We start from the raw sequence: 24,769 nt of genomic DNA on the forward strand, positions 1-24,769 counted from the left end.
GCTCGCGACGCACACCGCACACACCACACTCATCGGATCTCTGTCAGAACTATTGACGACTCCTTCCGCACTTCCTACGTTCCTCCGGTGGAAACCTCGGATGAATCAGAGGAACCAGAGGAATCAGTGTGAGCTCATCGCACGCGCCTGGAGGCGGAATGGACACCTCGAACGGAACATCCAGCGGTACGTCCAGACGGGCCGTGCTCGGCGGAGCCCTCGCCGCGGGCGCGGCGAGCGCCGTAGGGCTCGGGGCCCCGCCCGCGTACGCACTCCCCACCGCCTCCGCCCCCGGTCCCGCCCCCGGTCCCGAGGACACCGGCCTCGCGGACGATCAGCGGCACGGACGCGACCCCTGGCGCGAGGTGCTGTCCGACGCCGATCTCGTCTGGCGGACGATGCCGAAGACCTGGTACGAGGGCCCGTTCCTCGGCAACGCGCTGCTCGGCTCCGGCATCTACGCCGAACCCGGCCGCAACGCGATCCGGTTCAACGTCCAGCACAGCGAGGTGCAGGACCACCGCCCCGAGTTCGGCTCCCTCTTCGGCCTCGCCCGGCTGCCCATCGGCTGGTTCACCCTCGAACCGGTCGGGAGGATCACCGGCCTCGACTGGCGGCTCGGCCTGCACGACGCCGAACTGACCGGCACTCTCACCACCGAGGCGGGCACCCTCACACTGCGCGCCATGGTGCACAACTCCCGCTCCGTGCTCACCGTGGAGGCCGTCCCGAGCGCGGGCGAGCGCGGCTTCCGCTGGACCTTCCACCCCGCCGAGGCGATCAGCCCGCGCGCCGCCTTCAAGCCGCTGCCCGCCGGGTACACCGGCAACCCGCCCGCCGCCGTCGAGAACCACGGCGGCATACGGGCCGCGGTGCAGCCGCTGCTGGCCGGCGGCCAGCACGTCACCGCGTGGCGGGAGCGGGCGCACGGGCACGGCGGCGGGCGCACGCTGTACGCCACCGTCGCCTGGTCCCACCCCCGGACCACCGCCCGCGCGAAGGCGCTGCGGACCGTCCGGAGCGCGTCGGCGCTGCCGTACGACGCGCTCGCGCCCTCCCATCGCGCCTGGTGGCACCGGTACTACCGGAAAAGCTTCCTGTCGGTCCCCGACGCCCGGCTCCAGCGCTTCTACTGGGCCCAGCTGTACAAGGCCGCCTCCGCCGCCCGCCGCGACGCGCCCGTCATGGCGACGTCCGGCCCCTGGCTGGAGCCCACGCCCTGGCCCGCCACCTGGTGGAACCTCAATGTGCAGCTGGAGTACTGGCTGATCCACGGCTCCAACCACCTCGAACTCGACGCCGTGACACGGGCGCTCGGCGAGTTCCGGCACCGGCTCGGCGACGAGCTGGCGAAGCCGTACCGGGCGGATTCGGCGGGGATCGCCCGTACCACCGACATGACGCTCCTCAATGGCGCGTCCGTCGCGAACGGCGGCTACGCGGTCGGCGTGCCCGGCCAGGACCCGCCCACGCCCGAGGTCGGCAACCTCACCTGGGCGCTGCACAACGTCTGGCTGAGCTACCGCCACACCATGGACGAATCGATCCTCCGCGATGTCCTCTTCCCCTTGCTGCGCAAGGCCGTCACCTACTATCTGCACTTCCTCACGCCCGGCGGGGACGGCAAGCTGCACCTGCCCGCCACCTTCTCCCCCGAGTACGGCGTCAACGCGCCGGACTGCAACTACGACCTGATGCTGCTGCGCTGGGGCTGCTCGACCCTGCTGGACGCGGCCGAGACGCTGCGCGTCCGCGACCCGCTCGCCCCGCGCTGGCGCGAGGTGCTCACCAAGCTGACCCCGTACCCGACCGACGCCGACGGCTTCATGATCGGCGCGGGGGTGCCGTTCGCCAAGTCCCACCGCCACTACTCCCACATGCTCGCGGTGTACCCCCTCTACGAGGTGACGTGGGAGCAGCCCGAGCACCGCGCGCTGATCGAGAAGTCGCTGAACCACTGGGTCGGCTTCGAGGGTGCCCTCCAGGGCTATACCTTCACCGGGGCCGCCTCGATGTCCGCCCAAATGGGGCGCGGCGACGCCGCGTTGACGTACCTGGACGAGCTGATGGCCCGTTTCATCCAGCCGAACACCATGTACAAGGAGTCCGGCCCGGTCATCGAGACCCCGCTGTCGGCCGCGCAGTCCCTGCACGACATGGTGTGCCAGAGCTGGGGCGGGGTGGTCCGGGTCTTCCCCGCGCTGCCCGGCTCCTGGCGCGAGGCGGCGCTGCGGGACTTCCGTACGCAGGGCGCGTTCCTGCTGAGCGCGGTCCGCGAGGAGGGCCGGACCCGGTGGGTGCGGCTGCACAGCGAGGCGGGCGCGCCCTGCGTGGTCCGGCACGGGATCGAGGGGCCGGTGGAGGTCCGCGACGAGCGCGGGCGACGGCTGCGGTACGAGCGGGCCGCCGGGAACGGTGCGCATGACCGTACGGGCGGCACCATCCGCATCGCGCTGCGCGCGGGCGAGACGGCGCTGATCACAGCGCGCGGGGACCGCCCCGACCTCACCGTCGGCCCGGTCCCCGCGAACGCCCCCGCCCCGCGCTGGGGGCTGCCGGACGCCTGAGCGAAGCCCCGAGGATAAGGGGTGCGTCCGGGATATCCCCGATGGCCGTGATCCGCCCGGAGCCGATGATCGGCTGATGGACTCTCATACAGGCCCCGGGCGGGCCGAGCAGGAAGCCGCGGCGGCCGGCCCTCCCCCGGCCCCCGAGCGTGGGGGGACCGGCGCGCCCCGGCTCCGGCGCGCCGGAGCGCGGCTCAAGGCGTGGGTGGTGACGGCCCCGGCCACCACCGCCCTCTGGGCCTTCCTCGTCGTCCACTCGGTGGTCCTCGTCCATCTGGACCCGGGCGGCCGGGCCGAGGTGCTGCGCAGCCACAGCACCAACCTCACCCAGCTCGCCGAGCACCCCGCCGCCGTCCTGATCGACTCCGCCCTGTGGATCGAGATACCGGATCTGCCGATGGTCGCCCTGCTGGCGCTGTGCGTCCTCGCGCCCGCGGAGCGCCGGCTCGGCACGTTCCGGACCGTCGTGGTGTTCTTCGTCGGCCATGTGCTGGCCACGCTGATCACCGCCGGGGTGCTGACCACCCTGCTCCACGTGGAGAGCGCGCACTTCCCGGACCGCGGTTTCGGCGGCGCGATCGACGTCGGCGTCAGCTACGGCAGCCTGTGCGTGGCCGGGCTGCTCACCTACCGGGTGCCGAGTCCGCCCGTACGCCTGCTGGCCATGGCGGGGCTGCTGGCGGCGGTGTGCGCGTCCGGCGCGTTCTTCGAGGACTACACCGCTTTCGGGCACAACACCGCCGTCGTCCTCGGCTTTCTGCTCTATCCGGTCGCGGCGCCGGTGTGGGGCAGGAGGGCGGAGAACCACGGCGGTGCGTCCGTCGGCGTGGCCGGTTAGCCGCGGACCTGGCCCGCGATGCGCCCCGTCAGGCGGTCGAGGGACAGGGCTCCGGGGCCGGTGAAGACCAGGAGCAGGAAGGCGAAGGCGAAGGCGGCGGAGAGTTCGCCGCCGTTCTGGAGCGGCCACAGGGCGGTGGCCTGGTGCGCGTCGAAGTACGCGTAGGCCATCGAGCCGGAGCAGATCAGGGCAGCCGTGCGGGTGCCGAAGCCGGCCATCACCAGGCCGCCGCCGACGAGTTGGATGACGGCCGCGTACCAGCTCGGCCACTCGCCGGCGGCGACCGTGCCGCCCTGCGGTCCCGCGCCGCCGAGCACGCCGAAGAGGCCGGCGGCGCCGTGGCAGAGGAAGAGCAGGCCGATGACGGTGCGGAAGAGGGCGAGCGCGTACGGCCGGGCGGCATCGAGCCGCTCGGTGAGCGGCTCGTACGGGCCGGCGGCGGGAGGGGGCACGGTGGGCGGCGCGGAGGTACGGGCCGCGGTGGTGGCAGGCATGGCGGGCTCCTCGGATCGGTTGGCGAGCGGTCGTCCCGAGGCCGCTCGGAGCGGATCAGTCGCCTTCCACCATTGCCGAGGTCCGGCGTCCCCGCGTCGTACGGCGGGCGGCTCGTGCCGTACTCCGCGGGCGGTACACCAAGGGCGCCGGGCGCTATGACTCCAGGGCCAGCAGCAGCCGCTTGCGCTCCAGGCCGCCCGCGTACCCGGTCATCGAGCCGTCCGCGCCGATCACCCGGTGGCAGGGGCGCAGCACGAGCAGCGGGTTGGCGCCGATCGCGCCGCCGACGGCGCGCACCGCCATCCGGGAGGCCCCGATGCGGGCGGCGATCTCGCCGTAGCTGGTCGTCCGCCCGTAGGGCACGGCGTCCAGCGCGGACCAGACCCTTTCGCGGAACTCGGTGCCGTGCGTGGCGTATTCGAGCCCGAAGTCCCGCAGCTCGCCCGCGAAGTACGCCATCAGGCGGCGCTCGGCCTCCGCGAAGGCGGCGGGTTCGCGCCGGTCGTCGGGGCCCGGCCGTACGGCGCCCTTCTGGCCGGGTACGGACAGGGAGGCCAGGGCGGTGCCGCCGGGCGCGGTGGGCGAGGGCTCGCCGGTGAGCAGCAGCAGCCCGAGGGGGCTGTCAATCTCGGTGTACAGCACTGTCATCCGCTCTTTTCCGTTTTCGTCGTCGTCGTCGCGGCGTTCCAGAGGTGGTGCAGCGCGTACGAGCGCCAGGGCCGCCAGCCCTCGGCCGCCTCCGCCGTCGCGCCGACCGCCGCCAGCCCGTGCCGGACGCCCGCGTCGCCCGGCAGGAACACGTCGGGGTCGCCGAGCGCCCGCATCCGCATGTAGCGGGCGGTCCACGGGCCGATGCCGGTCAGGGCGAGCAGCGCCTGTTCGGTGGCGTCGCGGTCGACGCCGGGGTCGAGGGCGACCCGGCCGTCGGCGAGCGCGCCGGAGACGGTGCGCAGGGCGCGCCGCCGGGCGTCGGGCATCCCCAGCTCGGCGAGGGTCGCGTCGGCGAGGATGCCGGGCTCGGGGAAGACGTGGGTGAGGGCGCCGTCGGGGGCGGAGAGGGGTTTTCCGTACGCCGCCACGAGTACGCCCGCGAGTCGGCGGCCCGCCGCCACGGTGACCTGCTGGCCGAGTACGGCCCGTACCGCCAGTTCGTCGCTGTCGGCCGAGCCGGGCGAGCGCAGTCCGGGCCGGGCGGCGACCAGCGGGCCCAGCCAGGGGTCGGCGCCGAGCCGTTCGGCGACGGCGTAGGGGTCGGCGTCCAGATCGAACAGCCGCCGCAGCCGGGCCACGGCGGTGGCGAGGTCCCGGAGGTCGGTGAGGCGCAGCCGGCACTCCAGCCAGCCGCCGTCGGCCGCCACCGCGCCGGACGCGGTCGCGCTGCGGGCGTTCCGGCGCCCCGCGCCGCCGTGCTCGTCCACCTCCGCGACGGCGGTGCCGTACGGGAGGCGGAGGGTGCGCCGGTAGGTCCGGGCGCCGGGCGGGCCGAGGGTTTCCTCGATGCCGGCGATGGCCCGGCGCTCCAGGAAGCCGAAGATCTCGTGGGCGGCGTACGGGCCGCGGTAGGCGAGCCGCAGGGGGATGCCGGCCGGGGCGGGGTGGTCGCGTTCGTCCTGCGCCGTGTTCCTGACGTGAGCGCCGGAAGCCGGGCGGGCGGAGGTCCGCAGTCCGGTCGGTGTGCTGGCGTAGATCGCGCGGATCGTGTCGTTGAACTGGCGGACGCTGGCGAAGCCCGCGGCGAAGGCCAGCTCGGTGACGGGCAGCGTGGTGGTTTGCAGCAGCACACGCGCGGTGTGGGCACGCTGGGCCCGCGCGAGGGCGACGGGCCCCGCGCCCAGCTCCTCGGTGAGCTGCCGGTGCACCTGCCGGGAGCTGTAGCCCAGCCGCGCGGCGAGGCCGACGACGCCCTCCCGGTCGACGACGCCGTCGCCGATCAGGCGCATGGCGCGGCCGACCAGGTCGGCGCGGACGTTCCACTCGGCCGACCCGGGGGCGGCGTCCGGCCTGCATCTGCGGCAGGCACGGAAACCGGCCCCCTGGGCCGCGGCGGCCGACGCGTAGAACCGCACGTTGGCGCGTTTCGGCGTGACCGCCGGGCAGCTCGGCCGGCAGTAGATGCCGGTGGTCGAGACGGCGAAGAAGAACTCTCCGTCGAAGCGCGCGTCCCGCCCGCGCACCGCCTCATACCTGGTCTCTTCGTTCATCACGCCTACCAGTCTGCGGTACCCGCACCCCGACGACCGGCGGAAATCGGACGTGACGCTCGGGGGCGGGCGGGGCCGGCTGGCTACTTCTTCAGCGGCCCCCGCTTCCGCTCCGACATGTGCCGTCCGAGCGCCTGCTGCTGCTGCCAGCCGCGGCGCCGTTCGGCCCGCAGCCGGACATCCGTACGGGCGGCGAGCCGCTCGTTCTCGCGCAGCAGCTTGCGGTAGCTCGTCAGCCGCCGCTCCGGCAGCTCACCGGATTCGACCGCGGCCAGCACCGCGCAGCCCGGCTCCGCGACATGGCCGCAGTCGTGGAAACGGCACTCCTCGGCGAGCGCTTCGACCTCGGCGAAGACCTGCGCGACCCCGCTCTGGGCGTCCCACAGGCCGACGCCGCGCAGCCCGGGGGTGTCGATGAGCACTCCGCCCTGCGGCAGCGGCAGCAGATTGCGCGTCGTGGTGGTGTGACGCCCCTTTCCATCGCGATCGCGAATGGTCTGTACGTGCTGCGCCTCCGACCCGAACAGTGCGTTGGCGAGCGTGGACTTGCCCGCGCCGGACGGTCCGAGGAGTACGGCCGTACCCCCGGTGAGCACCGCGGCGAGCACGTCGACGCCCTGCCCCGTCTCCGAGCTCACCGCGAGGACGAGCACTCCGGGCGCGGCGCCCTCGGTGTCGGCGACGAGGTGGCCGAGTACGACGGGGTCGGTGACGAGGTCGGCTTTGGTGAGCACGACCAGCGGCGTGGCCCCGCTCTCCCAGGCGAGCGCGAGGAACCGCTCGATGCGCCCGAGGTCGAGTTCGGCGGTCAGCGGCACGGCGATGACCGCGTGGTCGACGTTGGCGGCCAGGATCTGGCCCTCGGACCGCTTGCTGGAGGTGGACCGTACGAACGCGGTGCGGCGCGGCAGCAGCGCCCGTACGTATCCCTGTTCCAGGTCGACGGCGGCCCAGTCGCCGGTGCACATGATGCGCACCGGGTCGCCGGTGGTGACGAGGGAGGTGTCACCCTGCACGGTGGCCGTGGTGTCGCCGTCGGCCACGACGAGATCGCAGCGGCCGCGGTCGACGCGCACGATCCGCCCGGGCACGAGCCCCTCGGCGGCGTAGGGAGCGAAGCTTTCGGCGAACCCCTCGTCCCAGCCGTAGGCCGTGAGCGGGTGCGCGGAAATGGTGTCTGACAACGGGATGACCCTTCACAAGGTCGGCCCCGGCCGCGCGCCGAACGGCGCGCGCAGAGAAGGAAGTCGAGTCAGCCGGAGACCGTGGGGGTGGGATTGATGAACTCGTGAACCTGGGCAGCGCCCAGCGCGATGACAGCCGTCACGAATCTCACCTCCGCTTCCCTCGCACAGCCTCCGACGGCGGCCGTCGGCCGCCGTCCTGAACACGGCAGATGCTAGCCCGCCCGCTCGCACGGGCGCCACGGGTTTTTCCGGCCGGTGTCCATACGCGGCTCCCTTCTCACTCCGTATCGGAGCCGATCGCCTCCAGCAGCGGGATACGCGCCGCCCGGCGGCCCGGCCACAGGGCCGCGAGCACGCCGATGGCAGCGGTGGCGAGGAAGCACAGCGCGATCCGGTCCCAGGGCATCGCGAGGGGGACGCCCTCCTGGCTGAGGACCGCAGCCGCCCCGACGACGACTCCGGCGAGCAGCCCCATGGCGGCCCCCAGGAGGGCGATGGCGACCGATTCGAGGCGCAGGACCGAGGCGAGGTGGCGGCGGTCCAGGCCCAGGGCGCGCAGGAGGCCGATCTCCCGGACGCGTTCGGAGACGGCCATGCCCATGGTGTTGACCACGCCCAGGGCGCCGATCAGGACGGTGACGCTGAGCAGGCCGTACATGATGTTCAGGACCGGGGCGCTCCGGTCGGCCGCCGCCTGCCTGGCGGCGGCGCGGTCCCGCACCAGGAGCGCGGGGTTGTCCAGGGTGCGCTGGATGGCGTCGCGGAGCGCGGCGGTGCGGCCGTGGGCGGCGTCGACGAGTACGGACTCGACGCGCGGGCGGTGCCGGGCGTCGGTGGTGCGCGGGAGGGCGGCGGCGGAGAGGAGGACGGGGTGCGGGGGCGGTTCGCCCGTTCTCGCGCCGCCTTCACACGGGGTGCCCGCGTCGCCTTCACACGGGGTGAGCGGGCATCGGTCCTCTGACGCATGGCGTATCGCTCCTGCACGGCTCTGTACGGCTCCGCACGGTTCTGTACGGAAAGAGAGCGGCCGCGCCCGGCAGTTGTGCTCCGGGGGACGTCCGCCGCTCGATCGTGCGCCGCGGCGCGGGGACGGCGGATCGGCCGTACAGCCGACGTGCCCCCGCCCCCATCGGCCGAAAGGCCGACGGGGGCGCGCTGGGGAGAGCAGGGGAGGGAGGGGCGGGAGGGGGTTACCCGGCCGGAGTTCCGCGCCGCGCCGCCGGAGTTCCGCGCCGCGCCGCCGCCTCGGCGACCAGCGCGAGCACCACCAGCACCACGGCCACCAGGCCCGTACCGGGAGACCACAGCCACTCGACGAACGCCGTTATGGCCGCGCCCGCCACGATGGCGAGCAGCCGCCCGCCCACCCACCGGTCGGCCGGGCGCAGCGACCGGTTCCCCGCGCGGCCCGCGAGGGCGGTGAGCGTGCCGGTGATGTAGTTGGTCGGGGAGACGCAGATGCTCCCCTGCACCCCCATGGCCAGGGACACGGCCAGCAGCAGCGCGAAATGCGGCCAGCCGCTCTGTCCGAGGCCCGCTGCCCACACCACCGCGACGGCCACGAGCAGGGCGGTCTCCACGATCAGGACGGTCCGCCATCGACCTCGCGAGCGCGCGACCAGCCACGCTCCGAAGGCCGCTCCGGCCACGTATCCGATCAGGGTCGTCCCGGCACGGAAGGCCACTCTGTCGCCCCCGGAGCCGAGGGACACGCCGATCAGGATGAGGTTTCCCGTCATCACCCCGGCGAAGACCTTGCCGAGACAGATGAAGGCGAACGCGTCCACCGCTCCGGACGCCGCACTGAGGGACAGCAGCGCGCCGTCGGCGCGCAATCGGCCGTGACTCTGGTCGTCTGCTGTTACCCCTACAGAACTCGCTGATGTGGTTGCAGAACTCATTTGATCAACGTAAACCTGTCCGCATTCCGGATAACCCCGGTACGGCGTGTTACGGCGCGGAGGTCACTTCTTGTCCTGCTTGGAGTGGTGGAGCCGGGATTTTATGTCCTCCGGGGGCAGGAACGAGGCCCAGCGCTCCGGGAATTCGGACGGGGGTTCCACGTCCTCGTCGGCCGGGCCGTCCTCCTCGTCCCCGTCGTCCTCGGTGTCGTCGACCAGCCCCCGCGCGGCCCGCTCCACCGCGTGTGCCGCGGCGGCGGCCAGCACGGCGGCGTCCCGGGTCCGTTCGACCTCGGCGCGCGCGGCGGTCGTGGCGACGGACGGCCAGACGCGGTCTATGGCGGCGTTGACGGCGGCGCCGACGAGCACCGCGAAGGCGGAGACACCGATCCACAGCAGCACGGCGACGGGGGCGGCGAGCGAGCCGTAGATGGTGGGGCCCTCGACGGTGTGCGTGAGGTAGATCCGCAGCAGGAAGCTGCCCAGGACCCAGATCGCCAGGGCCACGAGGGCGCCCGGAATGTCCTCCTGCCACGGCGAGCGGACCGGTACGGACACGTGGTAAAGCGTGGTCAGGAAGACGATGGACAGCAGGATGACCACCGGCCAGTACAGGATGCGCACGAGGTCCGCGCTCCAGGGCACGAGCGAGACCACGGTCTCGGGGCCCACCACCATCAGGGGCAGCACCACCGCGCCTATCAGCAGCGCGACGATATAGAGCAGGAAGGCGAGCAACCGCGTCTTGACGATGCCGCGCCTGCCCTCCAGCCCGTACATGATGGTGATCGTGTCGACGAAGACGTTGACCGCCCGGGAGCCGGACCACAGGGCGATGGCGAAGCCGATGGAGGCGACGTCCGGGCCGCCGCCCTTGACGATGTCGTCGAGCAGCGGCCGGGCGATCTCGTTGACGCCCCGCTCGGACAGGACGGTGGCGGACGCCTTGAGGATGTTCTCCTGCACGCTGGCGATGATGTGGGAATCGGTCCACACATCGAGGTAGCCGAGCAGGCCGAGGATGCCGAGCAGCAGGGGCGGCAGGGAGAGCAGGGTGAAGAAGGCCGCCTCGGCGGCGAGCCCGGTGACCCGGTACTCCATGCAGGAGTTGACGGTGTCCTTGAGGAGCAGCCACGCCAACTTGCGTTTGGACACGTTGCGGTAGAGGGCCCGAGCCCTGCGGAGGAGCCCGACCGGCCGATCCGGTGGTTGATTCGCTGGCTGCACCTCCTCACCGTATCCGCCATCCTGGGGATGACCTGCACGGCAGGGAGACAGTGGAGGGTGGTGCCGCGCCGACTCGGCACCACCCTCCGACCGCTCACCGCCACCTTCGGCCACCGCGCCGGCGGTCCGCAACAGTTGCAGTGCGTTGCAACCATTGGATATCGGATCTCCCCGATGGCGGCGTGCACGGCCCGCCACAGCGGCACCATGGCAGCGTGAACCGCAGACCAATCCCCCAAAGTTGCCTGCCGGCCGTCCGGGATGCCGTCCTGGGCGACGGGAAGCCACCGGCGTCGCTACGCCCCGTGATCGGCGACTCCTGGCACCGGGTGCGCCGCAGCGGCCTCGACCCGGACACCGGGCGGCCGTCCCGGCCGCTGTCGGCGGAGGAGATCGAGCACCGCCGGCACGCGTCCGCGCTGAGCCAGTTGCTGCCGCAGCTCAAGACCGGGCTGATGTCCGCCGCCGACGCCGAGCGCCATCTGCTGGTCGTCACCGACCCCGAGGGCAGAGTGCTGTGGCGGTACGGCGACCGGGCGGTGCGCCGCAGCGCCGACCGGATCGAATTCGGCCTCGGCGCCGCCTGGTCGGAGGAGGCGGTCGGCACCAACGCGATCGGCACCGCCCTGGTGGAGCGGCGGCCGGTGCAGGTCCACTCCGCCGAGCACTTCGTGCGCAGCCACCACTCGTGGACGTGCGCGGCGTCGCCGCTGCACGATCCGCGGGACGGCCGGCTGCTGGGCGTGGTGGACGTCAGCGGCCCGGCCGAGACGTTCTATCCGGCGACGCTGGCGCTGGTGACCGCGGTGGCCAAGGTCGCCGAGGGGGAACTGCGCGCCCGGCACTGGGAGACCGTGGACCGGCTGCGGTCGATGGCCGCGCCCCTGCTGTGCCGGCTGGGCGGCCGCGCGCTGGTCGTCGACCGCGACGGCTGGACCGCGGCGGTCGTCGGGATGGCCTCGGCGGGCCGGGTGGCGCTGCCCAAGTCCGTACAGGCGGGCCGCCTCTGGCTGCCGTCGCTCGGGATGTGCTCGGTGCAGCCGCTCCCGGACGGCTGGCTGGTGCGGCTCGACGACTCCGAGGCGCAGGCCGACGAACGGGCCCGGGCGGCCAACCGGGTCGTGGTGGACCTGCGGCGGCCCCGGCCCTGGACCATCACCGTCTCGGGCGAGGCCGGCCACTGGGCCCAGGACCTGACCCCGCGCCACGCGGAGCTGCTCTACGCGCTGGCCCGGTACCGGGCGGGGCGCACGGCCGCGGAGCTGGCGGTGGACCTGTTCGGCGACGCGACGCGCACGGTGACGGTACGGGCCGAGATGTCCCGGATGCGGCGCACGCTGGCGGGGGTGCTGACGCACCGCCCGTACCGCTTCGCGGAGGGCGTCGACGTGCAGTTGCGCTGCCCGCCGGACGCGGCGGAGCTGCTGCCCGGCTCGACGGCCCCTCTCGTGCTGGGCGCGCGGCGCGGCCGGGACGCCGTGCCTTGACTCGGCGGGGCCCGCGCCCGCGGACGTCGTGGGCGCGTGGTTGGGTGACGCGCATGAGCGATCGCATCACGGTGACCACCTGGTACCTGGAACAGACCTCGCCGGCCGACCTGACCCCCGCGGACGGCGCGGACAGGGCGGAGGGTGTCCGGATCGTACGGGCCGAGGTGCCCTCGCCGGAGTTCAGCCGCTTCCTCTATACGGCCGTGGGCCAGGACGTGACATGGACCGACCGGCTCGGGTGGTCGTACGAGCGGTGGCGGGAGTTCCTGGACCGGCCGGGCGTGGAGACCTGGGTGGCGTACGACCGGGGGACGCCGGCCGGGTTCATCGAGCTGGACGGCGGGGCCTCGGGCGCGCGGACCGGCCAGGGCGACCAGGGTGGACAGGGGGAACAGGGCGACCAGGGCGAATCAGTGGTCGAGATCAGCTATTTCGGGCTGCTCCCGGCCTTCCGCGGACGCCGTATCGGCGGGCGGCTGCTGTCGTTCGGGACGGCGCGGGCCTGGGACCTGGCCGACCGCCGGCCGGGGCGGGCGGCGACGAAGCGGGTGTGGGTGCACACGTGCAGCAAGGACGGGCCGCACGCGCTGAGCAACTATGAGCGGCGCGGCTTCCGGGTGTTCAGGACGACGACGGAGGAAGAACCCGCGACCCCGACGCCGGGTCCGTGGCCCGGCGCGTAGCGGCGCCGCGCCCCGGACGCCCTCGGGGGCGCGGACCCGGCGCGTAGCGGCGCCCTGTTCGAAGCCCCCGGCGCGTCATGACAGCTCCTTCGAAGCCCTCGACGCGTATCGACGCCTCATCCGAAGCCCCCGGTGCGTATCGACGCCCCTCGTTCAGGCCCCTGGGACGGCGTGGCGGCGGCCTCCCTTCAGGCCCCAAGGCGGCGCCCCGGCGGGCGCCTCACGACACGCTGTCCCAGAATACGGGACACATCCGTCCGCACTACGGACAACGGTGGACTGCCCGCAGACCCCCGTGCCACGCTTCCGTCATGTCTCGCGCCGGAATTGCCTTGGTGAGTCGACTCCACGTCGACTTCGGCCGCATGTCCAGCGCCATCTGTCCGGCGGGCTGAGAGTCCCAGCACCGCCGACCTCTCCCGCCGTCCCGGTCGTCCCCGTCGCCGCGGACGAGCCGCACCCCTGATACGCCCATCGCCGACGTGGCTCCCTGTGCCCTGCCGGGTACGCCTGCCTGCCCGGGGGCGTCCGGGGTGCCCGCGGGCACGATCCGCTATCTCAGAGCCGCCCGAAGGACACCGCCATGGCTGCCACCACGCCGGAACGCCCCGTCACCGCCCCGTCCCGCCGCAAGACCGGTCGCCACCGCGGCGAAGGCCAGTGGGGCGTAGGACATCACACGCCGCTCAACGCCAACGAGCAGTTCAAGAAGGACGACGACGGTCTCAATGTGCGGACACGTATTGAGACGATCTACTCGAAGGCCGGTTTCGACTCGATCGACCCCAGCGATCTGCGCGGGCGGATGCGCTGGTGGGGCCTGTACACCCAGCGCAAGCCCGGCATCGACGGCGGCAAGACGGCGATCTTGTCCCCGGAGGAGCTGGACGACAAGTACTTCATGCTGCGGGTGCGCGTCGACGGCGGCCGGCTGACCGTCCGGCAGCTGCGCGCCATCGGCGAGGTCTCGCAGGAGTACGCCCGCGGCACCGCCGACATCACCGACCGGCAGAACATCCAGCTGCACTGGATCCGGATCGAGGACGTGCCCGCGATCTGGGAGAAGCTGGAGGCCGTCGGGCTGTCCACGACCGAGGCGTGCGGCGACTGCCCCCGCGTGATCATCGGTTCGCCGGTGGCCGGGGTCGCCGAGGACGAGATCATCGACGGCACGCCGGCGGTGGAGGAGATCCACGACCGCTACATCGGCAGCCCGGAGTTCTCCAACCTGCCGCGCAAGTTCAAGACCGCGGTCTCCGGCTCGCCCGTGCAGGACGTGGTGCACGAGATCAACGACATCGCCTTCGTCGGGGTCGTGCACCCGGTGCACGGGCCCGGGTTCGACCTGTGGGTGGGCGGCGGCCTGTCCACCAACCCGCGGCTCGCCGAACGGCTGGGCGCCTGGGTGCCGCTGGAGGAGGTGGCGGACGTCTGGGCCGGGGTCGTCGGGATTTTCCGCGACTACGGCTACCGGCGGCTGCGCAACCGCGCCCGGCTGAAGTACCTGATGGCCGACTGGGGACCGGCCCGGTTCCGGCAGGTGCTGGAGGACGAGTACCTCGGCCGCGCGCTCCTCGACGGGCCCGCCCCCGAGGAGCCCGTCTCCCGCTGGCGCGACCACGTGGGCGTGCACCGGCAGCGGGACGGCCGCTTCTACGTCGGGTTCGCGCCGCGCGTCGGCCGGGTCGACGGGGCCACCCTGACGAAGATCTCCGAACTCGCGGAGGCACACGGCTCGGACCGGCTGCGCACCACCGTCGAGCAGAAGATGATCGTCCTGGACGTGGCCGAGGACCGGGTCGACTCGCTCGTCGCGGGCCTGGAGGCGCTGGACTTCCAGGTCGCGCCCTCGCCGTTCCGGCGCGCCACGCTGGCCTGCACGGGCATCGAGTTCTGCAAGCTGGCCATCGTCGAGACGAAGGCGCGCGGCGCCCGGCTCATCGACGAACTGGAGCGCCGGATGCCGGAGTTCGAGGAGCCCGTCTCCATCAACCTCAACGGCTGCCCCAACGCCTGCGCCCGTATCCAGACCGCGGACATCGGTCTCAAGGGACAGCTGGTGCTGGACGAGCACGGCAACCAGGTCGAGGGTTACCAGGTGCACCTCGGCGGCGCGCTGGGCCTGGAGGCCGGCTTCGGCCGCAAGGTCCGCGGCCTCAAGGTCACCTCGGACGAGCTCCCCGACTACGTCGAGCGCCTGCTGACCCGCTTCGAGGCGCAGCGCGCGGAGGGCGAGCGGTTCGCGGTCTGGGCGGCGCGCGCCTCGGAGGCCGATCTCTCATGAGCGAGCGCGCCGCACCGTTCCACTGCCCGTACTGCGGTGACGAGGACCTGCGCCCCTCCGAGGAGGGGCACGGCGGCTGGGAGTGCCACAGCTGCAACCGCGCCTTCCAGCTCAGGTACCGGGGGCTGCTGACGCGGGGCCTGACCGCCGGCGCCCCCGCCGAAGCGTCCGAAGGAGAAGGCTCGTGACCGCTACCACGGACCTGCCGCACCTCGCCGAGCAGGCGGGCCGGAAGCTGGAGGACGCCTCCGCGCTCGACATACTCGGCTGGGCCGCCGACACCTTCGGCGCCCGCTTCTGCGTCACCTCCTCCATGGAGGACGCGGTCGTCGCCCACCTCGCCTCGCGCGTCCTGCCGGGCGTACGCGTCGTCTTCCTGGACACCGGCTACCACTTCCCGGAGACCATCGGCACCCGGGACGCGGTCGCCGCCGTCATGGACGTCGAGGTCGTCACACTGACGCCTCGTCAGTCGGTGGCCGAGCAGGACGCCCGGTACGGCCCGCGGCTGCACGACCGCGACCCGGACCTGTGCTGCGCGCTGCGCAAGGTCCAGCCGCTGGAGGAGGGGCTCGCCGGGTACGACGCGTGGGCGACCGGGCTGCGCCGTGACGAGTCCCCGACCCGGGCCGGCACCCCCGTCGTCGGCTGGGACGCCAAGCGGCGGAAGGTCAAGGTCTCGCCCATAGCCCGCTGGACACAGGATGATGTCGACGCGTACGTAGCCGAGCACGGCGTGCTCACCAACCCCCTGCTGACGGACGGCTACGCCTCGGTGGGCTGCGCGCCCTGCACCCGCCGGGTACGGGCGGGCGAGGACGCGCGCGCCGGGCGCTGGGCGGGCAGCGGCAAGACCGAGTGCGGGCTGCACGGCTGATATGACGAGACCTCAGGAGACTGCGATGAGCCTGCCGGACCAGGGGGCCACGATCTGGCTGACCGGTCTGCCGAGCGCCGGCAAGACCACGATCGCGTACGCACTGGCGGAGCGGCTGCGCGCGGACGGGCACCGGGTGGAGGTGCTCGACGGCGACGAGATCCGGGAGTTCCTCTCCGCCGGGCTCGGCTTCTCCCGCGCGGACCGGGACACCAATGTGCGGCGGATCGGCTTCGTCGCCGGGCTGCTCGCCGCGAACGGGGTGAAGGTGCTGGTCCCGGTCATCGCGCCGTACGCGGACTCCCGGGAGGCGGTGCGCGAGCGGCACCAGAAGGCCGGCACCCCGTATCTGGAGGTGCACGTCGCCACGCCCGTCGAGGTGTGTTCCGTACGGGACGTCAAGGGGCTCTACGCCAAACAGGCGGCGGGTGAGCTGACGGGGCTGACCGGGGTAGACGATCCCTATGAGGCCCCGGTCGATCCGGACCTGCGGATCGCGGCGCACGAACAGGGTGTCCACGAATCCGCGGCGGCGCTGTTCGCGCTGCTCAGTGAGAGGGGACTGGCATGACGACGGTGGCAGCTGTGGGGGAGGACACCGAGAACCCTTACGCTCTGTCGCACTTGGACGCGCTGGAGTCCGAGGCGGTGCACATCTTCCGGGAGGTGGCCGGGGAGTTCGAGCGGCCGGTGATCCTCTTCTCCGGCGGCAAGGACTCGATCCTGATGCTGCACCTGGCGCTGAAGGCGTTCGCGCCCGCGCCGGTGCCGTTCGCCCTGCTGCACGTGGACACCGGGCACAACTTCCCCGAGGTCCTCGACTACCGCGACCGCACCGTCGCGGAGCACGGGCTGCGCCTGCACGTCGCCTCCGTCCAGGAGTTCATCGACGACGGGCGGCTGCGCGAGCGCCCCGACGGCACCCGCAACCCCCTCCAGACGGTGCCGCTGCTCGACGCCATCGAGACGGGCCGCTTCGACGCCGTCTTCGGCGGCGGCCGCCGCGACGAGGAGAAGGCCCGCGCCAAGGAGCGGGTGTTCTCGCTGCGCGACGAGTTCGGCGGCTGGGACCCGCGGCGCCAGCGCCCGGAGCTGTGGCAGCTCTACAACGGCCGGCACTCCCCCGGCGAGCACGTCCGCGTCTTCCCGCTGTCCAACTGGACCGAGCTGGACGTGTGGCAGTACATCGGCCGCGAGAAGATCGAGCTGCCCGCGATCTACTACGCGCACGAGCGCGAGGTCTTCGCGCGCTCCGGCATGTGGCTGGCCCCCGGCGAGTGGGGCGGCCCCAAGGACGGCGAGCGGATCGAGCGGCGCACGGTCCGCTACCGCACGGTGGGCGACATGTCCTGCACCGGCGCCGTCGACTCGGACGCCGCCACCATCGAGGCGGTCATCACGGAGATCGCCGCCTCCCGGCTCACCGAGCGGGGCGCGACGCGCGCCGACGACAAGATGTCCGAGGCCGCCATGGAGGACCGCAAGCGCGAGGGGTATTTCTAACCATGACCACGACCTTCGACACCTCCCTCGGTACGGGCGCCACCTCGCTGCTGCGCTTCGCGACGGCCGGGTCGGTCGACGACGGCAAGTCCACCCTGGTGGGCCGGCTGCTGCACGACTCCAAGTCGGTGCTGAGCGATCAGCTGGAGGCCGTCGAGCACGCCTCCCGCAACCGCGGCCAGCAGGCGCCGGACCTCGCGCTGCTCACGGACGGGCTGCGCGCCGAGCGCGAGCAGGGCATCACCATCGACGTCGCGTACCGCTACTTCGCCACGCCCCGGCGGCGGTTCATCCTCGCCGACACCCCGGGGCATGTGCAGTACACCCGCAACATGGTCACCGGCGCGTCCACCGCCGAGCTGGCCGTGGTGCTGGTCGACGCCCGCAACGGGGTGGTCGAGCAGACCCGCCGGCACGCCGCCGTGGCCGCCCTGCTGCGGGTGCCGCACGTGGTCCTCGCGGTCAACAAGATGGACCTCGCGGACTACGCGGAGCCCGTGTTCGCGACGATCGCCGAGGAGTTCACCGCGTACGCCGCCTCACTCGGCGTCCCGGAGATCACCGCGATCCCGATCTCCGCGCTGGCCGGCGACAATGTGGTCACCCCGTCCGCGAACATGGACTGGTACGGCGGGCCGACCGTCCTGGAGCACCTGGAGACGGTGGCTGTGGTCGCCGACCCGTCCCGCGACCCCGCGCGCTTCCCTGTCCAGGTCGTGATCCGCCCGCAGACCCCCGAGCACCCCGACTACCGCGGCTACGCCGGGCAGATAGCGTCCGGCGTGCTCCGCGTCGGCGACGCCGTGACGGTCCTGCCGTCGGGCCGTACGAGCACCATCACCGGCATCGACGCGCTGGGCCGGGGCGTGAACGTGGCCTGGGCCCCGCAGTCCGTGACGCTGCGCCTCGCCGACGACCTCGACATCTCCCGCGGCGACCTCATCGCGCCGAGCGCGGGCGCGCCCGCGACGACGCGGGACATCGAGGCGACGGTCTGCCATGTCGCGGACCGGCCCCTGAAAACCGGCGACCGGGTGCTGCTCAAGCACACCACCCGCACGGTCAAGGCGATCGTCAAGGACATCCCCTCGCGGCTGACGCTCGACGACCTCTCCCAGCACCCGGCCCCCGGCCGGCTGGCCGCCAACGACATCGGCCGCGTCGTGCTGCGCACCGCCGAGCCGCTGGCGCTGGACGCGTACGCCGACTCCCGGCGCACCGGCTCCTTCCTCCTCATCGACCCCACCGACGGCACGACGCTGACCGCCGGGATGGCGGGCGCCGCGTTCGCCGACGACGGCGACGAGGCCGACGCGGGCTGGGACTTCTGATGGCGGCCCGGGACTTCTTCTCGACCTTCGACAAGGAGGGCGGCCGCGTCGGCAGCGGCTCCCTCGGCAGCGGCCAGGGCGGGGTCGGGCGATGTGCGTGCTGACAGCGGTCTCCCCCCTGTGTGCCATCCGGTCCCGAAGCCCCGCTGAACCGCCGGGCGCGCCTTAGGGCGCGCTGTTCCCGGCCCTGTGAGAGGAACCCCTCCCATGTCTGCCGTACACCCGCCCCGCCGCCGCCTGCTGGCGGCCGCCGCCCTTCCGCTGCTGATCGGCGCCCTGGGGGCCTGCGGATACGGCTCCCAGCGGCAGGACGACTCCGGCAAGGTCGCCGCGGCGGGCAAGAAGATCGACGGCCTCGACTCCGTGAAGATCGGCTACTTCCCGAACCTCACACACGCGACGGCGCTCGTCGGCGACCACGAGGGGATCATCCAGAAGGAGCTGGGCGGCACCAAGGTCAAGTCGACCACGTTCAACGCGGGCCCGTCCGAGATCGAGGCGCTCAACGCGGGCTCGATCGACATCGGCTGGGTCGGCCCGTCCCCGGCCATCAACGGCTACGTCAAGACGCACGGCACCGGCCTGCGGATCATCTCCGGTTCCGCGTCCGGCGGCGTGAAGCTGGTGGTGAACCCCAAGAAGATCAAGTCCCTGGACGACGTCAAGGGCAAGAAGATCGCCACGCCGCAGAAGGGCAACACCCAGGACGTGGCGTTCCTCAACTGGATCGCCCAGCGGGGCTGGAAGGTCGACCCGCAGAGCGGTAAGGGCGACGTCTCGGTGGTCCGTACGGACAACAAGGTGACCCCGGACGCCTTCAAGTCCGGTTCCGTGGACGGCGCGTGGGTGCCCGAGCCGACCGCGTCGCGGCTGGTGGCCGACGGCGGCAAGGTGCTGCTGGACGAGTCCACGCTGTGGCCGGACCGCAAGTTCGTGATCACCAATGTGATCGTGTCGCAGAAGTTCCTGGCCCGGCACCCGGACGCCGTCGAGGCCGTGCTGCGCGGCTCGGTGAAGACCAACACCTGGATCAAGGCGAACCCCGCCAAGGCGCGGGCCTCCGCCAACGCCGCCCTCGGGACCCTGGCGGGCAAGGCGCTGCCGCCCGCCATCCTCGACCCTGCCTGGCGGAGCATCGCCGTCACCGACGACCCGCTGGCCTCGACCCTGGACGCCGAGGCGCGGCACGCCGTCAAGGCGGGGCTGCTGACCGAGCCCGATCTGCACGGCATCTACGACCTGACCCTCCTCAACAAGGTGCTGGGGGCCGCGGGCAGGCCGACGGTGGACGCCGCGGGGCTCGGCAGGAAATAGCGCCCCGCCCCCCCATCCGCACCGCACACCCAGCTGACAGGAGGTGACCGGCGATGGCACCGGCACTGACCACCGAGAAGCCCCTGAAGGACAACGGCGGCGCGGCCGCACCGGCCGCCGTACGGATCGACCACGTCCACAAGGTCTTCGGCCGCCCCGGCACGGCGCAGCCCGTCCTGGACGACATCACCCTCGACATCCGGCCGGGCGAGTTCGTCTGCATCCTCGGCGCCTCCGGCTGCGGCAAGTCGACGCTGCTGAACCTGGTGGCGGGGCTGGACGAGCCGACGGCCGGCGCCATCGAGGTGACCGGCGGCCGGCCCGCGCTGATGTTCCAGGAGCACGCGCTGTTCCCGTGGCTGACCGCGGGCCGGAACATCGAGCTGACGCTGCGGATGCGGGGCGTACCGCGGGCCGGGCGGCGGGCGGAGGCGGAGCGGCTGCTGGAGCTCGTACGGCTCGGCGGCGCGTACGGCAAGCGGGTGCACGAGCTGTCCGGCGGCATGCGGCAGCGGGTGGCGCTGGCCCGCGCGCTCGCGCAGGACTCCAAGGTGCTGCTGATGGACGAGCCGTTCGCGGCGCTGGACGCGATCACCCGGGACGTGCTGCACGGCGAGCTGACCCGGGTGTGGGAGGGGACGGAGCTGTCGGTCCTCTTCGTCACCCACAACGTCCGCGAGGCCGTGCGGCTCGCCGAGCGCGTGGTGCTGCTGTCCTCGCGGCCCGGCCGGGTCGCGCGCGAATGGGCGGTGGACATCCCGCAGCCGCGCCGCATCGAGGACGCCGCCGTCGCGGATCTGTCCGTCGAGATCACCGAAGAACTGCGTGGGGAGATCCGCCGCCATGGCCAGCACTGAGACCACCGCGGAGGAGACCGGCGGGCCGGGCGGCCGGCACGACCTGGCGAGCGTCGAGGCCGGTCTGGACGCGCTCGACACCGTGCAGGTCAAGCGGGTGCCGATCTCCCACACCCTGATCCACAAGGTGCTGCCGCCGGTGGTCGCCGTGCTGCTCGTACTGGCGGTGTGGAAGCTGCTCGTGGTGGCGGAGGTCACCGACGACTACAAGCTGCCCGACCCCTCGGCCGTCTGGCACAGCCTGCGCGTCCTGTGGCTCCAGGGCACGCTCGGCGACATCGTCTGGACGAGCGTCTCGCGTGGCCTGCTCGGCTTCCTCGCCGCGCTCGCCATCGGCACGCCGCTGGGGCTGCTCGTCGCCCGTGTGAAGGTCGTACGCTCCGCACTCGGCCCGATCCTCTCCGGCCTCCAGTCGCTGCCGTCGGTGGCCTGGGTGCCGGCCGCCGTGATCTGGCTCGGCATCACCGACTCCGCGATGTACGCGGTCATCCTGCTCGGCGCGGTGCCCTCCATAGCCAACGGCCTGGTGTCCGGCATCGACCAGGTGCCGCCGCTGTATCTGCGCGCGGGCCGCACCATCGGCGCCACCGGGCTGCGCGGGGCGTGGCACGTGCTGCTGCCGGCCGCGCTGCCCGGGTACATCTCGGGGCTCAAGCAGGGCTGGGCGTTCTCCTGGCGGTCCCTGATGGCCGCCGAGCTCATCGCCTCCTCCCCCGATCTCGGGCTGGGGCTGGGGCAGTACCTGGAGAACGCCCGTACCGACTCCGACATGCCGGGCGTGCTGCTGGGCATCCTCCTCATCCTCTTCGTCGGCATCGCCATCGACCTGATCGTCTTCAGTCCGCTGGAACGCCGTGTGCTGCGCAACCGCGGCCTGCTGGCGGGCGCCCGCTGATGGGCGTGCGGCACCTGGCGGCCCCGGCCCCCGCCCTGCTCGTCGTCGCCCACGGCAGCCGCGACCCGCGGCACGCGGCGACCGTCGCCGCGCTCGTCGCGCGCGTCCGCTCGCGGTGTCCGGGCCTCCGCATCGAGGCCGGCTACCTGGACTTCTGCGCGCCGAGCGTGCCGCAGGCGCTGTCGCGGCTCGCGGCGGACGGGGTACGGGAGGTGGTCGCCCTGCCGCTGCTGCTGACCCGGGCGTTCCACGCGAAGTCCGACATCCCGGCCGTCCTGCACGCGGCGGCGGCCCGGCTGCCGGGGCTGACGGTCCGTCGGGCCGAGGTGCTGGGGCCCTCGCCGCTGCTGGTGAGCGCGCTGGAACGGCGGCTGTACGAGGCCGGGGTGGGCCCCGAGGACCGTGGCTCGACCGGGGTCGTGCTGGCCTCGGCGGGCTCCAGCGACCCGGAGGCGGTCGCGGTGATCGACGGCATCGCGCGCCGGTGGCGGCGCGCCGGCTGGTGCGCGGTGCGGCCCGCGTACGCCTCCGCCCGGCTGCCGGGGACCGCGGACGTGGTGCGGGAGCTGCGCGCCGAAGGGGTCCGGCGCGTCGCCGTGGCCCCGTACGTCATCGCGCCCGGCCGGCTGCCGGACCGTATCGCGCGGGGAGCGCGGGAGGCGGGTGCGGACGTGCTCGCCGATGTGCTGGGGCCGTGCGAGGAGTTGGCGCGGCTGATGGCGCTGCGGTACGAGCGGGCGCGGTCGGCGCCGATGGCGCGAAACGGCGGGTTCGCGGCGCTCAGCGCGTGACCGGGCGGCGCGGCCGGCCGGTGAGCGGGTGCCAAGGGGACGTACAGATCCTGTCTTTTCCTCCCAAGAGCCGTACGTGACGCCCGCGGCCATGCATACACTGCGATGCACGTTGGCCACGGTCAGTACGGACCGAGGAGGTGCGATCGTGCCGATCAGAAATGTGGAGACGGTGCTCGAACCGGGTCGCCTGGCTCAGCTCGCCGAAGCGGGCGCTCCGGGCGATGAGTTACGGGAACGGTTCGAGCGGGACGGATATGTGAAGCTGCCGGACGTGGTGCGCGGCGCCCGGCTCGGCGCGCTGCGGGCCGAGACCCGGCGGCTGGAACGGATAGCGCGGCGGCGGGACTTCACGGTGACGCGCGCGGACGCGTCACCGCGCCGTATGGCGACGGTGGGCGGGCAGGTGGTCGGCGCGCTCGCGCCCTGGGTGCCCCGGCTGTACGCGGACGCGTCGCTGACCGCGCTGATCCGGCGGATCTCGGGGGTCGAGGTGGTCGAGGCGCCGGACCTGCTGGAGCGGTATGTGCTCAACGTGCTGCACCGGCAGGGCGATACGCACGGCGCGCACCTCGACGGCCAGCCGCTGTCCTTCGTGCTCTGCGCGGACGCGCCGACCTCGCCGCGGGACGGCGGTCTGCTGGAGTACGCGCCGGGTGAGCTCGACCCGGCGGGGCTCGGGAGCGCCGTGGCCCTGCGCGCGCACCACCGGCCCGGCGACGCGTATCTGCTGCGCGGCGACGCGTCCGTGCACCGCGTCACCCCGCTGCGCCGCGCCGGGGTGCGCCGGACGGTGCTGGCCCTCTCCTACGGAGCGCGGTCGCCCGTACCGCGCGTCCCGGGGCAGGGGCGGGCGAGGCGCTCGGCCCTGCTCGGGGACTGACGGCCGGCCGGGGCGGCCGCCGGGCGCCCGGCGCCACCCCGTCGTCAGCCCTCGGGGTAGAAGATGAAGAGCGTGCAGCCGGTGGCGGACTGCGGTACGTGCGAGGAGCCGGCCGGGGCGTGGATGAAGCTGCCCGCGGGGTAGTCGCGGACACCGTCGTTGAAGACGCCGGAGGCGACGTAGACCTCTTCGGGGCCGGGGTCATGTATGTCGAGCCCTTCCCAGCAGCTGCCGGGGTCGAACTCCACGATATGCGCCGAGGCGCCGCTCTCCCCCGTCCACAGGGTGCGCAGCCGAATGCCGGGGAAAAGCTCCTTGGCCGGTACGTTCGCCGCCTCGGCCCATACGTAACCGTCCATGCCGCTCGCGTCGCCGCTCATGTCGTGCTCCTTGTCGTTCAGTTGCGGCAAGGATGCCATGGGCGGCGAGGCCGCCCCCAGGGCCGGTCCGGGTGGCGTCACCACCTGGAAAAGGCCCCAATCGCGTCCCGTTGCTGATTTCCGTCACGACTTCTCACATCGATATATGGCTGAACAAAGGGCAGTTGTCATGATTGGCGTCGACGTCAGGCCACCCCCTGTCGCGGCATGGTTTCACCACCTGCTGACGAGTCCGGTCATCGAGGTCGACGGCCGGGAATACGCCGCGAAATGGGGTACCGCGAAAATTCCGGTGAGCCCCGGCGGGCACCGCCTCAACGTGTATTTCCGGTACCGGGGGCAGAAGAGCGCGCGCCTCGCCGAGGCCGGCAGGGACTTCACCGTGGAAGAGGCGTCGGCGGGCGTGGACGTCGCCGTCCGGCTCGGCCCGCGCAATGGCGGCCGATTCCGGATCGGCGCACCGGTGGTTCACCGATAAGCACCTGGCCGCACGGATCCATCGACCGCCGTGCCTCGTGGGGGGAAGGCACGGCGGTCGATGGCGCTTTCGGTGCGGCGTCGGCCCGCGTGCGGCCCGGGGGCATCTCGCGGTCGTCGGCAGCCTGTTGTGCGGTAAGCGTTGCGGTGACGCTCCCGGAGCGCGGGAAGATCCGCTCCGGGGTGACTCGAAACACTGTCGGATTGACGCGCTCAATACAACCGCCATAGCCATGTGTGAGATACGCAACGTACCTATGTAACTCCAAATACCGACCAACAGCGGCAAATTGGACAGCCATTCGGCGGCGGTCGCGCCGGGGGAATTCCCGGGGCTCCTTCGGCGCCTTCGACGGCTTCGCACCTTCGTCGGCCTAGACGGCCTCAACGGCTTCGGCGGCCTCAACGGCTTCGACGGCTTTCGGCAGGGCGGGCCCATCCGGACGCCCGTCCCGCACGGGCGGGCCGCGCCGGCAGGGCCGGTGCGCGGAGCCGACACCGCGGAGCCGACACCGCGGAGCCGACACCGCGAAGCCCCTCCGTGCGGAGGGGCTTCGCGGTGGTACGCGCGTACGGCAGCCGCGGCAG

At 72.9% G+C, this 24,769-nt stretch carries 24 protein-coding genes; 16 read left to right on the plus strand and 8 right to left on the minus strand.

Annotation, left to right across the window (positions count from 1 at the left end; genetic code table 11):
* Nucleotides 1-158: 158 nt before the first annotated feature.
* Nucleotides 159-2,567: a glycosyl hydrolase family 95 catalytic domain-containing protein gene (locus AC07AB_RS26080; RefSeq protein WP_478571236.1), complete on the plus strand. Its 2,409-nt coding sequence runs from the start codon at nt 159-161 to the stop codon at nt 2,565-2,567.
* A 76-nt stretch (nt 2,568-2,643) separates the two neighbouring features.
* Entirely contained in the window at nt 2,644-3,405 is a 762-nt protein-coding gene (locus tag AC07AB_RS26085; RefSeq protein ID WP_478571239.1) for a rhomboid-like protein, read from the plus strand.
* On the opposite strand, the gene AC07AB_RS26090 is transcribed toward AC07AB_RS26085, so the two are convergent.
* The 7 genes from AC07AB_RS26090 to AC07AB_RS26120 form a co-directional block, all read right to left on the minus strand.
* Nucleotides 3,402-3,899 carry a DoxX family protein gene (locus AC07AB_RS26090; RefSeq protein WP_478571242.1) on the minus strand — a complete coding sequence of 166 codons (498 nt, stop codon included), beginning with the start codon at nt 3,897-3,899 and terminating at the stop codon, nt 3,402-3,404. The genes AC07AB_RS26085 and AC07AB_RS26090 overlap by 4 nt on opposite strands.
* A gap of 154 nt (nt 3,900-4,053) precedes the next feature.
* Nucleotides 4,054-4,548: a methylated-DNA--[protein]-cysteine S-methyltransferase gene (locus AC07AB_RS26095; RefSeq protein WP_478571245.1), complete on the minus strand. Its 495-nt coding sequence runs from the start codon at nt 4,546-4,548 to the stop codon at nt 4,054-4,056.
* Nucleotides 4,545-6,101 (minus strand): AlkA N-terminal domain-containing protein, encoded by a 1,557-nt coding sequence (locus AC07AB_RS26100; RefSeq protein ID WP_478571611.1) that lies wholly within the window; start codon nt 6,099-6,101, stop codon nt 4,545-4,547. The genes AC07AB_RS26095 and AC07AB_RS26100 overlap by 4 nt, the downstream gene beginning before the upstream one ends.
* An 83-nt stretch (nt 6,102-6,184) precedes the next feature.
* Nucleotides 6,185-7,285 (minus strand): ribosome small subunit-dependent GTPase A, encoded by a 1,101-nt coding sequence (gene rsgA / locus AC07AB_RS26105; RefSeq protein ID WP_478571248.1) that lies wholly within the window; start codon nt 7,283-7,285, stop codon nt 6,185-6,187.
* A gap of 280 nt (nt 7,286-7,565) precedes the next feature.
* Entirely contained in the window at nt 7,566-8,009 is a 444-nt protein-coding gene (locus tag AC07AB_RS26110; protein ID WP_478571250.1) for an ABC transporter permease, read from the minus strand.
* A 469-nt stretch (nt 8,010-8,478) separates the two neighbouring features.
* Entirely contained in the window at nt 8,479-9,189 is a 711-nt protein-coding gene (locus AC07AB_RS26115; RefSeq protein ID WP_478571253.1) for a YoaK family protein, read from the minus strand.
* 63 nt (nt 9,190-9,252) lie between these two features.
* A complete protein-coding gene (locus tag AC07AB_RS26120) occupies nt 9,253-10,416 on the minus strand; it encodes a YihY/virulence factor BrkB family protein (protein WP_478571255.1) in 1,164 nt (387 codons plus the stop codon).
* Nucleotides 10,417-10,631: 215 nt separating this feature from the next.
* Between AC07AB_RS26120 and AC07AB_RS26125 the strand changes: the two genes are divergently transcribed.
* The 13 genes from AC07AB_RS26125 (at nt 10,632) to AC07AB_RS26185 (ending at nt 23,324) form a co-directional block, all read left to right on the plus strand.
* On the plus strand, nt 10,632-11,903 hold the full coding sequence (locus AC07AB_RS26125) for a GAF domain-containing protein (protein ID WP_478571257.1): 1,272 nt from the start codon (nt 10,632-10,634) through the stop codon (nt 11,901-11,903).
* A gap of 53 nt (nt 11,904-11,956) precedes the next feature.
* Nucleotides 11,957-12,589 carry a GNAT family N-acetyltransferase gene (locus AC07AB_RS26130; RefSeq protein WP_478571260.1) on the plus strand — a complete coding sequence of 211 codons (633 nt, stop codon included), beginning with the start codon at nt 11,957-11,959 and terminating at the stop codon, nt 12,587-12,589.
* Between the two features lie 583 nt (nt 12,590-13,172).
* Entirely contained in the window at nt 13,173-14,873 is a 1,701-nt protein-coding gene (locus AC07AB_RS26135) for a nitrite/sulfite reductase (RefSeq protein WP_478571263.1), read from the plus strand.
* A complete protein-coding gene (locus AC07AB_RS26140; RefSeq protein WP_478571265.1) occupies nt 14,870-15,061 on the plus strand; it encodes a hypothetical protein in 192 nt (63 codons plus the stop codon). Before AC07AB_RS26135 ends, AC07AB_RS26140 begins: the two co-directional genes overlap by 4 nt.
* Nucleotides 15,058-15,750, plus strand: a complete 693-nt coding sequence (locus AC07AB_RS26145) for a phosphoadenylyl-sulfate reductase (protein WP_478571268.1) — start codon at nt 15,058-15,060, stop codon at nt 15,748-15,750. Before AC07AB_RS26140 ends, AC07AB_RS26145 begins: the two co-directional genes overlap by 4 nt.
* 25 nt (nt 15,751-15,775) lie before the next feature.
* Nucleotides 15,776-16,321, plus strand: a complete 546-nt coding sequence (cysC, locus tag AC07AB_RS26150; RefSeq protein WP_478571270.1) for an adenylyl-sulfate kinase — start codon at nt 15,776-15,778, stop codon at nt 16,319-16,321.
* Nucleotides 16,318-17,253 carry a sulfate adenylyltransferase subunit CysD gene (cysD, locus tag AC07AB_RS26155; protein WP_478571272.1) on the plus strand — a complete coding sequence of 312 codons (936 nt, stop codon included), beginning with the start codon at nt 16,318-16,320 and terminating at the stop codon, nt 17,251-17,253. The genes cysC and cysD overlap by 4 nt, the downstream gene beginning before the upstream one ends.
* A 2-nt stretch (nt 17,254-17,255) precedes the next feature.
* Nucleotides 17,256-18,584, plus strand: coding sequence for a sulfate adenylyltransferase subunit 1 (locus AC07AB_RS26160; RefSeq protein WP_478571275.1), 1,329 nt, complete (start codon nt 17,256-17,258; stop codon nt 18,582-18,584).
* 207 nt (nt 18,585-18,791) lie between these two features.
* Entirely contained in the window at nt 18,792-19,898 is a 1,107-nt protein-coding gene (locus AC07AB_RS26165; protein ID WP_478571278.1) for an aliphatic sulfonate ABC transporter substrate-binding protein, read from the plus strand.
* A gap of 53 nt (nt 19,899-19,951) precedes the next feature.
* Nucleotides 19,952-20,755 carry an ABC transporter ATP-binding protein gene (locus AC07AB_RS26170; RefSeq protein WP_478571281.1) on the plus strand — a complete coding sequence of 268 codons (804 nt, stop codon included), beginning with the start codon at nt 19,952-19,954 and terminating at the stop codon, nt 20,753-20,755.
* The gene (locus tag AC07AB_RS26175) at nt 20,742-21,650 is read left to right on the plus strand and encodes an ABC transporter permease (protein ID WP_478571284.1); all 909 of its coding nucleotides are present in this window, start codon (nt 20,742-20,744) and stop codon (nt 21,648-21,650) included. Before AC07AB_RS26170 ends, AC07AB_RS26175 begins: the two co-directional genes overlap by 14 nt.
* On the plus strand, nt 21,650-22,441 hold the full coding sequence (locus AC07AB_RS26180; protein ID WP_478571287.1) for a sirohydrochlorin chelatase: 792 nt from the start codon (nt 21,650-21,652) through the stop codon (nt 22,439-22,441). Before AC07AB_RS26175 ends, AC07AB_RS26180 begins: the two co-directional genes overlap by 1 nt.
* 148 nt (nt 22,442-22,589) lie before the next feature.
* A complete protein-coding gene (locus tag AC07AB_RS26185) occupies nt 22,590-23,324 on the plus strand; it encodes a HalD/BesD family halogenase (protein WP_478571290.1) in 735 nt (244 codons plus the stop codon).
* 44 nt (nt 23,325-23,368) lie between these two features.
* Here AC07AB_RS26185 and AC07AB_RS26190 read toward each other — a convergent pair whose 3' ends face one another.
* Nucleotides 23,369-23,704 (minus strand): cupin domain-containing protein, encoded by a 336-nt coding sequence (locus AC07AB_RS26190; protein WP_478571293.1) that lies wholly within the window; start codon nt 23,702-23,704, stop codon nt 23,369-23,371.
* A 169-nt stretch (nt 23,705-23,873) separates the two neighbouring features.
* Between AC07AB_RS26190 and AC07AB_RS26195 the strand changes: the two genes are divergently transcribed.
* A complete protein-coding gene (locus tag AC07AB_RS26195; protein ID WP_478571296.1) occupies nt 23,874-24,182 on the plus strand; it encodes a hypothetical protein in 309 nt (102 codons plus the stop codon).
* Nucleotides 24,183-24,769 lie beyond the last annotated feature (587 nt).

The organism is Streptomyces sp. NPDC044033 (assembly GCF_056434425.1).

Coding starts and splice junctions, on each gene's coding strand:
- AC07AB_RS26080 (WP_478571236.1), top strand. CDS start 159: ATGGACACCTCGAACGGAACATCCAGCGGTACGTCCAGACGGGCCGTG.
- AC07AB_RS26085 (WP_478571239.1), top strand. CDS start 2,644: ATGGACTCTCATACAGGCCCCGGGCGGGCCGAGCAGGAAGCCGCGGCG.
- AC07AB_RS26090 (WP_478571242.1), bottom strand. CDS start 3,899: ATGCCTGCCACCACCGCGGCCCGTACCTCCGCGCCGCCCACCGTGCCC.
- AC07AB_RS26095 (WP_478571245.1), bottom strand. CDS start 4,548: ATGACAGTGCTGTACACCGAGATTGACAGCCCCCTCGGGCTGCTGCTG.
- AC07AB_RS26100 (WP_478571611.1), bottom strand. CDS start 6,101: ATGAACGAAGAGACCAGGTATGAGGCGGTGCGCGGGCGGGACGCGCGC.
- AC07AB_RS26115 (WP_478571253.1), bottom strand. CDS start 9,189: ATGAGTTCTGCAACCACATCAGCGAGTTCTGTAGGGGTAACAGCAGAC.
- AC07AB_RS26130 (WP_478571260.1), top strand. CDS start 11,957: ATGAGCGATCGCATCACGGTGACCACCTGGTACCTGGAACAGACCTCG.
- AC07AB_RS26135 (WP_478571263.1), top strand. CDS start 13,173: ATGGCTGCCACCACGCCGGAACGCCCCGTCACCGCCCCGTCCCGCCGC.
- AC07AB_RS26140 (WP_478571265.1), top strand. CDS start 14,870: ATGAGCGAGCGCGCCGCACCGTTCCACTGCCCGTACTGCGGTGACGAG.
- cysC (WP_478571270.1), top strand. CDS start 15,776: ATGAGCCTGCCGGACCAGGGGGCCACGATCTGGCTGACCGGTCTGCCG.
- cysD (WP_478571272.1), top strand. CDS start 16,318: ATGACGACGGTGGCAGCTGTGGGGGAGGACACCGAGAACCCTTACGCT.
- AC07AB_RS26160 (WP_478571275.1), top strand. CDS start 17,256: ATGACCACGACCTTCGACACCTCCCTCGGTACGGGCGCCACCTCGCTG.
- AC07AB_RS26165 (WP_478571278.1), top strand. CDS start 18,792: ATGTCTGCCGTACACCCGCCCCGCCGCCGCCTGCTGGCGGCCGCCGCC.
- AC07AB_RS26170 (WP_478571281.1), top strand. CDS start 19,952: ATGGCACCGGCACTGACCACCGAGAAGCCCCTGAAGGACAACGGCGGC.
- AC07AB_RS26175 (WP_478571284.1), top strand. CDS start 20,742: ATGGCCAGCACTGAGACCACCGCGGAGGAGACCGGCGGGCCGGGCGGC.
- AC07AB_RS26180 (WP_478571287.1), top strand. CDS start 21,650: ATGGGCGTGCGGCACCTGGCGGCCCCGGCCCCCGCCCTGCTCGTCGTC.
- AC07AB_RS26190 (WP_478571293.1), bottom strand. CDS start 23,704: ATGAGCGGCGACGCGAGCGGCATGGACGGTTACGTATGGGCCGAGGCG.
- AC07AB_RS26195 (WP_478571296.1), top strand. CDS start 23,874: ATGATTGGCGTCGACGTCAGGCCACCCCCTGTCGCGGCATGGTTTCAC.